The sequence below is a fragment of the Shinella sp. Sh6 genome (assembly GCF_055392685.1).
On the sequence record NZ_AP044005.1, the window covers coordinates 1,313,241 to 1,327,431 of the forward strand.

At 65.0% G+C, this 14,191-nt stretch carries 11 protein-coding genes and 1 tRNA gene; 4 read left to right on the plus strand and 8 right to left on the minus strand.

The window, feature by feature from the left end; all coding sequences use genetic code 11:
- Positions 1–144: 144 nt before the first annotated feature.
- From ACZ5TO_RS06415 to ACZ5TO_RS06430, 4 genes are all read right to left on the minus strand, one after another.
- Positions 145–3,963, minus strand: coding sequence for a vitamin B12-dependent ribonucleotide reductase (locus ACZ5TO_RS06415; protein WP_464799933.1), 3,819 nt, complete (start codon positions 3,961–3,963; stop codon positions 145–147).
- A gap of 779 nt (positions 3,964–4,742) precedes the next feature.
- Positions 4,743–5,240, minus strand: coding sequence for a xanthine phosphoribosyltransferase (gene gpt, locus ACZ5TO_RS06420; RefSeq protein ID WP_184142140.1), 498 nt, complete (start codon positions 5,238–5,240; stop codon positions 4,743–4,745).
- A 111-nt stretch (positions 5,241–5,351) separates the two neighbouring features.
- Entirely contained in the window at positions 5,352–6,194 is an 843-nt protein-coding gene (locus ACZ5TO_RS06425) for a universal stress protein (RefSeq protein WP_464799934.1), read from the minus strand.
- A 64-nt stretch (positions 6,195–6,258) separates the two neighbouring features.
- Positions 6,259–7,017, minus strand: a complete 759-nt coding sequence (locus tag ACZ5TO_RS06430; protein ID WP_464799935.1) for a competence/damage-inducible protein A — start codon at positions 7,015–7,017, stop codon at positions 6,259–6,261.
- A 169-nt stretch (positions 7,018–7,186) separates the two neighbouring features.
- Here ACZ5TO_RS06430 and wrbA point away from each other — a divergent pair, with 169 nt between their 5' ends.
- The 3 genes from wrbA (at position 7,187) to ACZ5TO_RS06445 (ending at position 8,793) form a co-directional block, all read left to right on the plus strand.
- Positions 7,187–7,786, plus strand: coding sequence for an NAD(P)H:quinone oxidoreductase (gene wrbA, locus ACZ5TO_RS06435; RefSeq protein WP_464799936.1), 600 nt, complete (start codon positions 7,187–7,189; stop codon positions 7,784–7,786).
- Between the two features lie 121 nt (positions 7,787–7,907).
- A tRNA-Leu gene (locus tag ACZ5TO_RS06440) sits at positions 7,908–7,992 on the plus strand.
- Between the two features lie 114 nt (positions 7,993–8,106).
- Positions 8,107–8,793: a YoaK family protein gene (locus ACZ5TO_RS06445; protein ID WP_184142132.1), complete on the plus strand. Its 687-nt coding sequence runs from the start codon at positions 8,107–8,109 to the stop codon at positions 8,791–8,793.
- A 4-nt stretch (positions 8,794–8,797) separates the two neighbouring features.
- Here the strand turns inward: ACZ5TO_RS06445 and ACZ5TO_RS06450 are convergent, their stop codons facing one another.
- The 4 genes from ACZ5TO_RS06450 to ACZ5TO_RS06465 all read right to left on the minus strand — a co-directional run bounded on the left by ACZ5TO_RS06450 (position 8,798) and on the right by ACZ5TO_RS06465 (position 12,675).
- A complete protein-coding gene (locus tag ACZ5TO_RS06450) occupies positions 8,798–9,805 on the minus strand; it encodes an inorganic phosphate transporter (RefSeq protein WP_184142130.1) in 1,008 nt (335 codons plus the stop codon).
- Positions 9,805–10,449: a DUF47 domain-containing protein gene (locus ACZ5TO_RS06455; protein ID WP_184142127.1), complete on the minus strand. Its 645-nt coding sequence runs from the start codon at positions 10,447–10,449 to the stop codon at positions 9,805–9,807. The genes ACZ5TO_RS06450 and ACZ5TO_RS06455 overlap by 1 nt, the downstream gene beginning before the upstream one ends.
- 124 nt (positions 10,450–10,573) lie before the next feature.
- A complete protein-coding gene (locus ACZ5TO_RS06460; RefSeq protein WP_464800341.1) occupies positions 10,574–11,146 on the minus strand; it encodes a hypothetical protein in 573 nt (190 codons plus the stop codon).
- A gap of 74 nt (positions 11,147–11,220) precedes the next feature.
- Positions 11,221–12,675, minus strand: a complete 1,455-nt coding sequence (locus ACZ5TO_RS06465; RefSeq protein ID WP_184142125.1) for a TrkH family potassium uptake protein — start codon at positions 12,673–12,675, stop codon at positions 11,221–11,223.
- A 149-nt stretch (positions 12,676–12,824) separates the two neighbouring features.
- On the opposite strand from ACZ5TO_RS06465, the gene ilvA reads away from it, so the two are divergent.
- On the plus strand, positions 12,825–14,069 hold the full coding sequence (gene ilvA, locus ACZ5TO_RS06470; RefSeq protein WP_464799937.1) for a threonine ammonia-lyase: 1,245 nt from the start codon (positions 12,825–12,827) through the stop codon (positions 14,067–14,069).
- Positions 14,070–14,191: the final 122 nt, after the last annotated feature.

Here is a 14,191-nt window from a genome sequence, read left to right on the forward strand (position 1 = left end):
GGCTTGCATGTACCCCGCGCTCGCCGGTGCTGCAACGCTTGTCCGGAAGAGACGGCCGGGATCCCGGTTCGAACCGGCGCGCCGAGACGAAAAAACCCGGGGATCGCTCCCCGGGTTTCGGTCTATCTCATCAGGCAGGGTCGATCAGCTGCAGCCGCTCGTGGCGCCGCAGGTGTCGCACTTCTCGCAGGTGCCGTTGCGGACCATCGTGAAGTTCTGGCACTCCGAGCACATGTTGCCGGTGTAGCCCTGCGCGATGGAGCGCATGCGGCGTTCGTTTTCCAGCTTCTTGGCCTCGGCCTTGGCCGATGCGGCATCGGCGGCGGCCTTGTCGGAGAAGAGGGCGGTCACGCCTTCGGTAGCTTCCTCGGCGCTGTCGTCGGCGATCTCTTCCGCAAGGTCGGCGGCGCGCTCCTCGTAGTCGCGCTTGAAGGCGACGATCTCGGAGCTGGCGGCGGCGATTGCCGGCTCCAGCTTGCGCGCGGCGCTGCCGGCGAAGGTGGTGACGTTGCCTGCGGACGAAGCCTTGGCGGGAGCGGCGGTGGCCGAACCCTTCGGCTCGGAAAGCTGGCGCTCGCCGGCCTGGCCGCCCTGGATGAGCGTCGGCTTGTGGCCGCGCGTCCAGCCGGTCGAGATCAGGTTCGTCTTGCCTTCCTTGATGCCCTTGCCGATCGCCGTGTTGGAGAAGTCGGAGGTGTCGATATGGGCAAGGTCGTGGCGGCCGAGATAGGAGATCGCCAGTTCCCGGAAGACGTAGTCGAGGATCGACGTCGCGTTCTTGATCGCGTCGTTGCCCTGCACCATGCCGGCCGGCTCGAACTTGGTGAAGGTGAAGGCCTCCACATATTCCTCGAGCGGCACGCCGTACTGGAGGCCGAGCGAGATGGCGATGGCGAAGTTGTTCATCATTGCGCGGAAGGCGGCGCCTTCCTTGTGCATGTCGATGAAGATCTCGCCGAGGCGGCCATCGCCGAATTCGCCGGTGCGCAGGTACACCTTGTGCCCGCCGATGACGGCCTTCTGGGTGTAGCCCTGGCGGCGGTTCGGCAGCTTCTCACGGTCGCGGACGAAGCGCTCGACGATCTTCTCGACGATCTTTTCCGTAACCTGCACGGCCTGGGCGGCAGCGGGGGCTGCGACCAGCGCCTCGACGGCATCGTCCTCGTCGTCCTCGTCCTCGATCAGCGCGGAATTGAGCGGCTGGGAGAGCTTGGAGCCGTCGCGGTAGAGGGCGTTCGCCTTCAGCGCGAGCTTCCAGGAGAGCATGTAGGCGTTCTTGCAGTCCTCGACGGTCGCCTCGTTCGGCATGTTGATCGTCTTGGAGATGGCGCCCGAGATGAACGGCTGGGCGGCCGCCATCATGCGGATGTGGCTTTCGACCGAGAGGTAGCGCTTGCCGATCTTGCCGCACGGATTGGCGCAATCGAAGACCGGCAGGTGCTCGGCCTTGAGGAAGGGCGCGCCTTCCAGCGTCATCGCGCCGCAGACGTGGATGTTGGCGGCCTCGATCTCCTTCTTCGAGAAGCCGACATGCTCCAGGAGGTTGAAGGACATGTCGGAAAGCTGCTCGTCGGTGACCTTCAGCACGTCCTTCAGGAAGTCGGCGCCGAGCGTCCACTGGTTGAAGGCGAACTTGATGTCGAAGGCGGATTTCAGGCCGGCATTGACGGCCTCGATCTTCTCGTCGGTGAAGCCCCTGGCCTTCAGCGAGCCGGGATTGACGCCGGGCGCCTGGTTCATGTTGCCGTGGCCGACGGCATAGGCCTCGATCTCGGCGATCTGGCTTTCCGAATAGCCGAGCGTGCGGAGCGCCTCCGGCACGGCGCGGTTGATGATCTTGAAGTAGCCACCGCCGGCGAGCTTCTTGAACTTGACGAGGGCGAAGTCGGGCTCGATGCCGGTCGTGTCGCAGTCCATGACGAGGCCGATCGTGCCGGTCGGCGCGATCACGGTCGTCTGGGCGTTGCGGTAGCCGTGCTTCTCTCCGAGTTCCACGGCCTTGTCCCAGGCGGCGACGGCATGGGCGACGAGCGCTTCATCCGAGCAATCGGCATGGACGAGGGCAACCGGGTTGACCGAAAGGCCTTCATAGCCGGCAGCCTCGCCGTAGGCGGCGCGGCGGTGGTTGCGCATGACGCGCAGCATGTTGTCGCGGTTCGGCGCGAAGTTCGGGAAGGGGCCGAGTTCGCCGGCCATCTCGGCCGAGGTCGCATAGGCGACGCCCGTCATGATGGCGGTCAGGGCGCCGGCAATGGCGCGGCCTTCGGCCGAATCGTACGGGATGCCCGAGGACATCAGGAGGCCGCCGATGTTGGCATAGCCGAGGCCGAGCGTGCGGTATTCGTAGGAGAGCTCGGCGATCTGGCGCGAGGGGAACTGTGCCATCATCACGGAGACTTCGAGCACGATGGTCCACAGGCGAACGGCGTGTTCGTAGTCGGCGATGTTGATCTTCTTGGTCGCCGCGTCCTTGAACTGGAGGAGATTCAGCGAGGCGAGGTTGCAGGCCGTGTCGTCGAGGAACATGTATTCCGAGCACGGGTTGGATGCGCGGATGGGACCTGCAGCCGGGCAGGTGTGCCAGTCGTTCATCGTCGTGTTGAAGTGCAGGCCCGGATCGGCCGAGGCCCAGGCGGCGTAGGAGATCGATTCCCACAGGTCCCGCGCCTTCAGCGTCTTCATCACCTTGCCGTCCTTGCGGGCGGTGAGGTGCCATTCCCCATCATTTTCCACCGCGCGCAAAAAATCGTCCTTGAGCGAGACGGAGTTGTTGGAGTTCTGGCCGGAGACGGTGAGGTAGGCTTCCGAATCCCAGTCCGTGTCGTAGGTCTTGAACTCGATGTCCTTGTAGCCCTGCCTGGCGAACTGGATGACGCGCTTGATGTAGCTTTCCGGAACCTGGTTCTTCTTGGCGGCGCGGATTTCGCGCTTGAGGGCCGGGTTCTCGGTGGGGTCGTAGCAGCGGTCGCCTTCGGCCGAGCAATTGACGCAGGCCTTCATGATGGCCTTGAGGTGGCCGGCGACGATCTTGGAGCCGGTGACGAGGGCCGCCACCTTCTGCTCTTCCTTGACCTTCCAGTTGATGTATTCCTCGATGTCCGGATGGTCGATGTCGACCACGACCATCTTGGCGGCGCGGCGCGTCGTGCCGCCCGACTTGATGGCGCCAGCGGCGCGGTCGCCGATCTTCAGGAAGCTCATGAGGCCGGAGGAGCGGCCGCCGCCCGAAAGCTTTTCGCCTTCGCCGCGAAGGTGCGAGAAGTTGGAGCCGGTGCCGGAACCGTACTTGAAGAGGCGCGCTTCACGCACCCACAGGTCCATGATGCCGTTCTCGTTGACGAGGTCGTCCTCGACGGACTGGATGAAGCAGGCGTGCGGCTGGGGATGCTCGTAGGCGGACTTGGACTTGGTCAGCTTGCCGGTGAAGGGATCGACATAGAAATGGCCCTGGCCTGGGCCGTCGATGCCGTAGGCCCAATGCAGGCCCGTGTTGAACCACTGCGGCGAGTTCGGGGCAACGCGCTGCGTGGCGAGCATGTAGGCAAGTTCGTCCTTGAAGGCGGCAGCGTCTTCCTCGGAAGCGAAATACTTGCCCTTCCAGCCCCAGTAGGTCCAGGTGCCGGCGAGACGGTCGAAGACCTGGCGGGCGTCGGTTTCCGAGCCGTAGCGCTCACCCTCGGGGAGCGCCTTGAGGGCTTCGGTATCGGGCAGGGAGCGCCACAGGAAGGAGGGAACGTCGTTCTCCTCCACCTTCTTCAGGCGCGCGGGCACGCCGGCCTTGCGGAAATATTTCTGCGCGAGGATGTCGGCGGCGACCTGGGAGAACTGTGCGGGCACATCGATATCGGCAAGCCGGAATACGATGGAACCGTCCGGGTTCTTGATCTCGCTGACGGCCTTGCGGAATTCGATCTCCGCATAGGCCGACTGGCCGGGTTTGGTGAAACGACGTTCTATGCGCATCTTCCGTTGTCCTCTGCTGCCGCATCCTGCTCCGAAAGCAGGGCGCAATTATCCCCGTCCGGCCGCAATCCTCTTGCAGCCAGCCCAAATCGTCCAGTCCTTGCGGGAAGCCCGATCGATCTCGAGCATCCTGTATCTTGCTGTATCTTGCGCTGAGTTTGGCTGCAAATACTAAATATAGTATCAACAGGTTCTTTTTTCCAGACCCGGCAGTCGCTGCGGCACATCCGGAAGCCGGGCGCGAAAGCACCCGTGCGGCGAGCGGATCATCCACCCGGCCACATGCGCATGGGAACGCGAATTCGTGATGAGAACCGACCTCGTAACAACACGGTCCAGTCGCCGCCGCAACTAGATTTTCATTAACCTCATGTGGCCGATTCCCGTCAAGGGCTGGTTTGTGACTGAAGTTTGAACCCTATATCTTGTGCCTTCGGGCTGTGGAAAATGGGGACATCGTCCAAGCCCTGAAAAATCAGCAGCTTCGTGCCGAAAGACGGGTCCGCGTGGCAGGCGGCTGTGGAAAAGCGAAAAAAATCACGGGTGAAAAGAGAGGGTTTTTCCACCCCCCGACTTCCGGGAATAGCCATCCGCGGCGAGTTGTGATCCGTGGATAAAGTGATTCTCCCGATGCTGCGCCGAAGCGCCGCGATTGCCGCCGACGGCGGCGGAACGCACCGTGCCGCGGGCAGGCTGCAGCGGGAAACGCGGAAAGGCGAAGCCGGCGGACGAGGCCATCCGCCGGCTCGAATCACGTCTTGCGAAATTGGGGGAGGCGCTTAGCCGCGCGTGCCCTTGGCGATCGGCTCCTGGTAGGTGAAGCCCATGTCCCAGGGGAAGTAGATCCAGGTGTCCTGGCTGACCTCGGTGATGAAGGTGTCGACCAGCGGGCGGCCCTTCGGCTTGGCGTAGACGGCGGCGAAATGCGCCTTGGGTAGCATGGCGCGCACCTCGGCGGCCGTCTTGCCGGTGTCCGTCAGGTCGTCGACGATGAGAATGCCTTCGCCGCCTTCCTGCGTCAGCTCTGGCGCGATGCCCTTCAGCACATGCATTTCGCCCTGCGAGACATAGTCGTGGTAGGAGGCGACGCAGACCGTCTCGATGAGGCGGATATTCAGTTCGCGCGAGACGATGGCGGCCGGCACGAGGCCGCCGCGGGTGATGCAGACGATGGCCCGCCATTCCCGTCCGCCGTCCGCCAGCCGCCAGGCAAGCGCGCGGGCGTCGCGGTGGAACTGGTCCCAGGATACGGGGAAGGCTTTGTCGGGCAGCGACATGACGGGCTCCTGATAGGCGGAAAATGAAGATTCCCCCTCTCTAATGCAGTTTGCCCGCCAAGGAAATCGCTGCCCGGCCATCGAGGCCCGGCGATCCACAGGCCATTGGCCCTAGCGCGACATCAGCGTGGGCACGCGGGCGCTGCGCATCATCGCGCTCGTCACGCCGCCGAAGAGGCGCTGGCGCAGCCGCGAATGGCTGTAGGCGCCCATGACGATGAGGCTGGCGTCGATCTCGGTCGCGCGCCGGTTCAGCGCCTCGGCCACCGAATGGCCGTGCGAGGCGCCGGAGGCGACGGTGACGGTCACGCCATGGCGCGCGAGGGACGCGGCAAGTTCGGCGCCGCAGAAATCGTGCGACTGGGTGGAATCGTCCGGCGGATCGACGGTGAAGATCTCGACGCTCTCGGCCGCCGTCAGGAAGGGCAGGGCGTCGAAGGCGGCGCGTGCCGATTCGCGCGAGCCGTTCCAGGTGAGCAGCACCTTGCGGATCGGCTCCGGCCCGGCCGGCGCGTTGGAGATGAGGTAGACCGGGCGCCCGCTCTCATAGAGCAGGTCCTCGATGTCCTCGCGCGCCGGGCCGTCGAAATCCGGGTCGAACTGGCCGGCGATGACGAGGTCGGCGCCGCGGGCGCTCTCGATGACGCCCGCCGAGGCATAGCCGGCGGCGCCGGTGAAGAGGCGCCATTCATAGGAGATGTCGTCGCGCTCGCAGCGCGAGCGGAAGGCGGCCTCCACCTCGCGCGACTGGCGCTGGGCGCGCTCCTGCAGGTCGAGCACGGCGTTCGGATCGGGATATTCCATGGGCGCGATCAGCGTCACCACGACCGGGGCTTCGGCATGGATGCCGATGACATGGCCGCCCGTGCTGCGCGCGAGCGCCAGCGCATGGTCCGTCACCTTGCCGGCATCCTCCGCGGCGCTGAGCACCGCCACGATGGTCTTGTAGGTCATGTCTGCCTCCTGTGTGGTTCAAACGAAACCTGCGCCTGCCGCACCGCCAAAACCTTGATCCGGATCAAGAAGAGGCGGCCTTGGCCGCGGCGATGTCGGCAATCATCGCGAGTATATCACGTTCGGCGGCTTCCGCCGGTGCTTCCTCGCGGCTGCGGATGACGATTTCGGTCGAGAAGCGGTTTTCCGAGAAACGCGGATAGGAACCGATGCTCGTCTCGGGATGGTCCTTCTGAATCTGCGCGAGCGCGCTGCCGATATCGCCCTCGCCGAAGGGGGAGGCGACGGAGCGCGAGAGCATGGGCCTGCCGCCTTCGAGCCTCGGCACCACGGTGCCGAGCATGGCGGTGAAGACCTGCGGCACGCCGGCCATGATGTAGACATTGCCGATCTGGAAGCCCGGTGCCGTCGAGACGGCGTTTTCGATATGGGTGGCGCCTTCGGGCATGCGGGCCATGCGCTTGCGCGCCTCGTTGAACTCCACGCCGCGCCGCGCATACATGGCGCCGAGCAGTTCCATCGCCAGCGGATCGTGCAGGCAGGGCACGCCGAAGGCCTTCGAGACGGCATCCGCCGTGATGTCGTCATGGGTCGGGCCGATGCCGCCGGAGGTGAAGACATAGGTGTAGCGCGCCCGCAGCGCATTCAGCGCCTCGACGATGGCGTCCTCCTCGTCGCCGACGATGCGCACCTCCTTGAGGTCGATGCCGGCGAGGAAGAGCATGTCGGCGAGCTGGCCGATATTCTTGTCCTTGGTGCGCCCGGAAAGAAGCTCGTCGCCGATGGCGAGCATGGCGGCGGTGGCGATGGTGCTGGAGCTCATGGCGTTCTCTGATGTTCGTGCAGGAATGCCGGCCGGAACGGGCGGCATTGTCAATGGCGGGTGAACAGTCTGTCGACCTTAGGGCTTCTGGGTCGATGGGTCTTCAAAGTGCTACATCCAAGCCGACGCCGCGATCAAGCGGAAAGACCTTTGCAGACAGGAGACGACGATGGCGAAAGTTCTGGTTCTTTACTATTCGGCCTATGGTCACATCGAGACCATGGCCTATGCCGTGGCGGAAGGCGCGAAATCGGCCGGTGCCGAGGTGACGGTCAAGCGCGTACCCGAGCTGGTGCCGGACGACGTCGCCAGGGCCTCCTACTACAAGATGGACCAGAAGGCCGAGATCGCCACCGTTGCCGAACTCGAAAACTACGACGCCATCATCGTCGGCGCCGGCACGCGCTACGGCACGGTCGCCTCGCAGATGCGCAATTTCTGGGATCAGACGGGCGGCCTGTGGGCGCAGGGCAAGCTGGTCGGCAAGGTCGGCTCCGTCTTCACCTCCACGGCCACGCAGCACGGCGGCCAGGAATCGACCATCCTCGGCTTCATTCCCACGCTCCTGCACCACGGCCTCGTCGTCGTCGGCCTTCCCTATGCCTTCCAGGGCCAGATGGGCGTCGAGGAAGTCAAGGGCGGCTCGCCCTACGGCGCCTCCACCATCACCGGCGGCGACGGCTCGCGCCAGCCTTCCGAGGTCGAACTGGACGCCGCCCGCTACCAGGGCGCCCATGTCGCCAAGATCGCCGGCAAGCTTTCGGCCTGACGTTTTCCTGAGACGTCGCTGAAAAAGAGGGTGCGGCCAGCGTCAGGGGCCGCACCCTTTTTGTTTGCCGCCCTGAAAACGTCCTTGACGTTTTGCTCCGGGAAATCGAAAAGCAAGCCAAGCGGGCGTGGCGAAACTGGTAGACGCAAGGGACTTAAAATCCCTCGGCCTTGGCTGTGCGGGTTCGACCCCCGCCGCCCGCACCAGACTTTCCGGACGCCTCCTTCCCGCGATGTCTTGTCGCCCTGCCGTGACGGCCATTGCCAATCCGCGTGAATCGTCGCGATATGGCGTATCGTTTGGAAAGGACGGCCTGTGACATGCTCATTCGGGAAGGCGACACCAGAACGGCGTCCATCGATATCCTGCTGGCGGCGACGCTGACCCTCGTCGCGGGCGCGGTGAACAGCGCGGGTTTCCTCGCCTACGGCTATTTCTCGGCGAACATGACGGGCAATGTCTCGATGCTGTCGGACATGCTCTCAGTCTGGCACACCAATGCGGCGCTCGCCTTCCTCGTCATCATCGCGATGTTCATCCTCGGCGCCTTCATCGCCTCGCTCTTCATCCAGGCGGGCAAGCGCCGGCAGCTTCGCAACGTCTATGCGCTGACCCTTGCCGCGGAGGCCGCCCTCCTGCTCCTGATCGGCGTTGCGCTCGGCATGCGGATGTTCGCCTCCAGCGGCATCCTCGTCGTCGGCCTCCTCAGCCTGGCGATGGGCCTCCAGAACGCGGCGTCGACGCGCATCTCGGGCAGCCGCGTGCGCACGACCCATGTGTCGGGCATCGCGACCGACATCGGCATCGGCCTTGCGATCCTTGCCGGCGCCGATCCCGCCGCCGGCCGGCCCGAGATCGTGCAGCGGCTGTGGCTGCACCTCGTCACGATCGTTTCCTTCGCGCTCGGCGGCGTCCTCGGCGTCCTGGGGTTCCAGGCGCTGGGCGGCGGGGTGTTCTGCCTGATGGCGCTTTTCCTGTTCGGCCTCAGCGCCCGCTACATGGCCTGACGGCTCAGCCCGTCAGCGCGGCGGAGGCGTAGTAGAAGAGGGCGGAGATCACGGCTGCGGACGGCAGCGTGATCACCCAGGCGACGACGATGTTGCCGGCAATGCCCCAGCGCACCGCCGAGACGCGCCGGGCCGCGCCGACGCCGATGATGGCGCCGGTGATCGTGTGCGTCGTGGAGACGGGAATGCCGAGCCAGGTGGCGCCGAAGAGCGTGATGGCCCCGCCGGTTTCCGCGCAGAAACCCTGCATGGGGTTGAGGCGGGTGATCTTGGAGCCCATCGTGTGGACGATGCGCCAGCCGCCCATCAGGGTGCCGAGCGCCATCGCCGTCTGGCAGGAGATGACGACCCAGAAGGGAACGTGGAACTCCCCGCCGCCATACCCCTGCGAATAGAGCAGCACAGCGATGATGCCCATCGTCTTCTGCGCGTCGTTGCCGCCGTGGCCGAGCGAATAGAGCGAGGCCGAGACGAACTGCAGGATGCGGAAGGTGCGGTCGACGGCAAAGGGCGTCTGGCGCACGAAGAACCAGGAAACGATCAGCACGAGCACCAGCGCCAGGAAGAAGCCGAAGGCCGGCGAGAGCACGATGGCGCTCGCCGTCTTGATGAGGCCGCTCCAGACGACCGCGTCGAAGCCGGACTTGGCAAGGCCCGCGCCGACGAGGCCGCCGATGAGCGCGTGCGAGGAACTCGACGGGATGCCGAAGACCCAGGTGACGACGTTCCACACGATCGCCCCCATCAGGGCCGCGAAGATGACGAGCGGGCTGACGATGGCCGGATCGATGATGCCCTTGCCGAGCGTTTCGGCGACATGCAGGCCGAAGAACAGGAAGGCGATGAAATTGAAGAAGGCTGCCCAGAACACCGCATATTGCGGACGCAGCACGCGCGTGGAGACGATCGTGGCGATCGAATTGGCCGCATCGTGCAGCCCGTTCAGGAAGTCGAACACCAGCGCGACGCCGACGAGGCCGATCAGCAGCGGAAGGGCGAGCGTGGCCTCCATCAGACGTTCTCGATCACGATGCCGCTGATTTCGTCGGCGACGTCCTCGAAGCGGTCGACGACCTTCTCCAGCTGCCCGTAGATCTCGCTGCCGATGATATAGGCCATCGGGTCGGACTTGCCGAAATCGCGGAAGAGGTTCTTGAGGCCCTGGTCGTGCAGCTCGTCCGAGCGGCCTTCCACGCGGGTGACTTCCTCGGCGATGGCGCTGAGCCGGCCGGCATGGACGCCGATCTTGTCGAGCAGCGGAACGGCCTCGGCGACGAGATGGGCGGCCTTGACGATGGCCTCGCCCATTTCCTGCATGCCGGGCTGGAAGCTCGTCTGCTCGTAGAGGCGGATGGTCTTGACCGTCTTGTGCATCATGTCGATGGCGTCGTCCATCGACTGGATCAGGTCCTTGATGTCGCCGCGGTCGAAGGGCGTGATGAAGCTGCGGCGCACGGCCAGCAGCACCTCGCGGGTGATCTCGTCGGCCTCGTCCTCCAGCGCGACGATGCGGTCGCAATGGGCGGCCATGTCGGGGCCGCCGGCAAGGGCTGATTTCAGGGCCTCGGCGGCGCCGACGACGGTGCGGGAATGCTGCGCGAAGAGATCGAAGAAGCGGTCTTCACGCGGCATGAGTTTACGAAACAGCGAAAGCATGGATGGCCCCTCTGCGGCTGGGCTTGTCATGCGGCTGTCATAATTGAGCGTCCCGCCGGTGAAAAGCCTTGATTTTCGGCTTGTCACAATTCTCTTGGCACGCGGTAAACGGGCCGGGGAGGGATCAGGGCGCGATCTTGAAGGGCTGCTCGCTGATGGCGACGGCGCCGCTCGCGCTGTCGCGGAAACGGTAGCGCAGCACGTAGTCGCCGGCCGGCGGGCTCGTCAGGTTCAGCGTCAGCTTGGCGAAGACCTCCTGGTTGCGCACGCTGCCCTTGAAGTCGAAGGAGCCGAAGGCCTTCTGCTCGGCAAGCCTGGTGCCCTTGGCATCCATGAGTTCGAGGTCGACGGTGAAGTGGGATTCCAGCAGTCCGCCATCGGCCGGCCGCCAGGTGAGGCCCACCGGCTCGACATAGGAGATCAGCGCCTCGCCCGGCTTGAAGGTCGCATCCGGCCGCGCCGCATACATGCCGTAGCCCTGCGGCGGCGCGGAAACGAAGACGGACTTGCCGATGGAGAAGGGGAGCGTGGCGGCGAAGGCGCCGTAGGCATCGCGGATCGTGTCGTGCGCGCCGACCGTATCGCCCGCCGCCGCCTGTTCCTCCGCCTTCTTCGCCGCATCGGCGAGCGGGCCGGCAAGCGCGAACGCCGGCGTGAGCGCGGCGATAAAGGTCAAGCGCAACAGGAACTTCGGCACCAACATTCAGTCTTCCTCCAGCCGGATGGGCGGCAGGATGCGAAGAAGCGTGACAACAGTCAAGGACGGTCGGGTCAGCCCTTCCAGAAGAGCGGCGTCAGGATGACGAGGACGGTGAGGATTTCGAGACGGCCGAGCAGCATCAGGAAGGAGAGGAGATAGAGCGCCGCATCGTGGAAACCCGCGAAGGTGCCGGCCGGGCCGATCGTGTCGGTGACGCCGGGCCCGACGTTGGAAAGCGAGGTGGCGGCCGCGGAGAAGGCCGTCAGCACGTCGTAGCCCATCAGGCCGAGCAGGATGGCGCCCATGGCCGAGATGGCGACATAGGTGATGAAGAAGAGGAAGACGCTGCGCTGGAGATCGGCATCCACCGTCATCGGCCCGTAGCGCACCGCATGGATGCCGTCGGGATAGATGAGGCGGTAGAGGCCCGTGCGGATGAAGTTGAAGAGAATGATGAGGCGGTAGGCTTTCAGGCCGCCCGCCGTCGAGCCCGAGCAGCCGCCCATGAAGGTGGCGACGAAGGCGAGCGCCACGATGAAATGGCCCCATTGGGTATAGTCGTCGCTGGCAAAGCCGGTCGTGGAGAGGATGGAGGAGACGGTGAAGAAGGAATGGGCCAGCGCCTGGTGGAAATCGACGCCGTTGTGCAGGCGCATGAACACGCTTGCCGCGACGGAGAAGAGCACGAGATAGCCGAGGAAGACGCGGATCTGCGGGTCGCGCCAGGCATCGAGCCGGCGGCGGACGACGAAGAGGATCAAGACCGAGAAGGGCAGGCTGCTGAGCGTCATGAAGAACGTGCCTGCCCACAGCAGCGGCAGGCTCTTGTAATAGCCGAAGGAGGCGTCGTGCGTGGAAAGCCCGCCGGTGGCGACCGTCGACATGGCATGGTTCAGCGCATCGAAGCGGCTCATGCCGAGCATGGCGTAGACGACGGCGCAAAGAAGGGTGATCGCCACGTAGATGGCGAGGAAGGCGCGCGTATAGCTGGCGATGCGGGCGAACGGCTTGTCGGCGGTATCGGAGGATTCCAGCTTGAAGAACGACATGCCGCCGACGCGCAGATACGGCATGATGAAGAGGCCGAGCGCAAGGATCCCGACGCCGCCGAGCCAGTGGAGCAGCGAGCGCCACATCAGGACGCCGGGCGGCGCCTGGTCGAGGCCGACGATCACCGTGGAGCCCGTGGTGCTGATCGCCGAGACCGATTCGAAGAAGGCCTGCGCGAAGGTGAGCTTCAGCGAGGAGAGCCACAGCGGAATGGCGCCGATGACGCAGGCGGAAAGCCACAGCATGTTGACGACGAGGAAGCCCATCCGCTTGTTGAACGGCGGCGGGCCGGCGCGCGTGGCGGCGGCCGTCGCAAGCGAGAGCCCGCCCGTCACGAAGGCCGAGAGGAAGAAGATCTCCGAATCCGGATGCCCGTAGTAGACGTCGATGAACGCCGGGACGAGCATGGCCAGCGAAAGATAGATGCCCGCGATGGCGGCGATGTTGATGGCGGAGCGGAAGATCGTCGCGTTCAAGGAAGGTCGTCCTCAATGGCGGCTGGTGTCCGTCTCAGCGATAGGCAGCCTGTTGTTTTTCGCATCGATTTTGCCGAAAACCGCTGCCCACGTCCCGGCTCGATGCTATAGCCTTTGCATCGATCAAACTCAAGGATGGCACGAACGGCATGAAACCGGACGTAGACGCGGCCTGCGAGGCCCTGCGCGGGCTCTTTCCCGAAACACCGCTCCAGCTCAACGAGCATCTTTCCGCCCGCTACGGCGCGGATATCTACCTGAAGCGCGAAGACCTTTCGCCGGTGCGCTCCTACAAGATCCGGGGCGCCTTCAATTTCTTCCGCAAGGTGCTGGCGAGGGACGACGGCGCGCGCAGCTTCGTCTGCGCCTCGGCCGGTAACCATGCGCAGGGCTTTGCCTTCGTCTGCCGCCATTTCGGCGTGCCGGGCGTCGTCTTCATGCCGGTGACGACGCCGCAGCAGAAGATCGACAAGACGCGCATCTTCGGCGGCGAGTTCGTGACGATCAGGCTCGTCGGCGACTTCTTCGACCAGTGCTACAAGGCCGCCCGCGACCATGCGGCGGAGACCGGCGCGCTGATGGTGCCGCCCTTCGACCATGCGGATATCATTGAGGGGCAGGCGACGGTGGCGGCGGAGATCGTCGCCCAGCTTGACGGCAGGCTGCCGGATCTCGTCGTCCTGCCGGTCGGGGGCGGGGGGCTCGCCTCCGGCGTCACCGGCTATCTCGACGGCATGGTCGGCCCGTCGAGCTTCCTCTTCTGCGAGCCCGCCGGCGCGCCGAGCCTCAAGCGGAGCCTTGAGAGCGGTGCCGTGGTGACGCTCGACCAGGTCGACAATTTCGTCGACGGCGCGGCGGTCGGCGAGATCGGCGCGCTGAATTTTGCCGCCCTCAGCCGCTTTTCCGCCGACCAGGTGATGCTGCTGTCGGAAAACGCGATCTGCGTGACCATGGTCGAGATGCTGAATGTCGAGGGCGTGGTGCTGGAGCCGGCCGGCGCGCTGTCGCTGACGGCGCTGGAAGCGCTCGGCCGCGAGGGGCTGGAGGGCAAGACGGTGGTCGCCGTCGTCTCCGGCGGCAATTTCGACTTCGAGCGCCTGCCGGACGTCAAGGAGCGGGCGATGCGCCATGCGGGGCTGAAGAAATACTTCATCCTGCGCCTTGCCCAGCGCCCCGGCGCGCTGAAGGACTTCCTCAACATGCTCGGCCCGGACGACGACATCGCCCGCTTCGAATACCTGAAGAAATCCGCCCGCAACTTCGGCTCCATCCTGATCGGCATCGAAACGAAGGCACCGGAGAATTTCGCGGCCTTGAAGAAGGCCTTCGATGCGGCTGGGATGCGCTACCAGGACATCACGGAGAACGAGATTCTGGCGAATCTGATTATCTAGGGGGAGGCTGCCCCTCATCCCGCTGCCGCGACCTTCTCCCCGCAAGCGGGGCGAAGGAGGCAGGACGCTTCGTTTTCCGCTACATCCAACAGCGCTGATGAAAATGAGGGCCTTGCCACATC

What these genes read in the sequence shown, in the direction of transcription:
- ACZ5TO_RS06450 (WP_184142130.1), bottom strand. Translation starts at nt 9,805, where the DNA reads ATGGAGGCCACGCTCGCCCTTCCGCTGCTGATCGGCCTCGTCGGCGTC.
- wrbA (WP_464799936.1), top strand. Translation starts at nt 7,187, where the DNA reads ATGGCGAAAGTTCTGGTTCTTTACTATTCGGCCTATGGTCACATCGAG.
- ACZ5TO_RS06430 (WP_464799935.1), bottom strand. Translation starts at nt 7,017, where the DNA reads ATGAGCTCCAGCACCATCGCCACCGCCGCCATGCTCGCCATCGGCGAC.
- ACZ5TO_RS06425 (WP_464799934.1), bottom strand. Translation starts at nt 6,194, where the DNA reads ATGACCTACAAGACCATCGTGGCGGTGCTCAGCGCCGCGGAGGATGCC.
- ACZ5TO_RS06455 (WP_184142127.1), bottom strand. Translation starts at nt 10,449, where the DNA reads ATGCTTTCGCTGTTTCGTAAACTCATGCCGCGTGAAGACCGCTTCTTC.
- ACZ5TO_RS06415 (WP_464799933.1), bottom strand. Translation starts at nt 3,963, where the DNA reads ATGCGCATAGAACGTCGTTTCACCAAACCCGGCCAGTCGGCCTATGCG.
- ilvA (WP_464799937.1), top strand. Translation starts at nt 12,825, where the DNA reads ATGAAACCGGACGTAGACGCGGCCTGCGAGGCCCTGCGCGGGCTCTTT.
- ACZ5TO_RS06445 (WP_184142132.1), top strand. Translation starts at nt 8,107, where the DNA reads ATGCTCATTCGGGAAGGCGACACCAGAACGGCGTCCATCGATATCCTG.
- gpt (WP_184142140.1), bottom strand. Translation starts at nt 5,240, where the DNA reads ATGTCGCTGCCCGACAAAGCCTTCCCCGTATCCTGGGACCAGTTCCAC.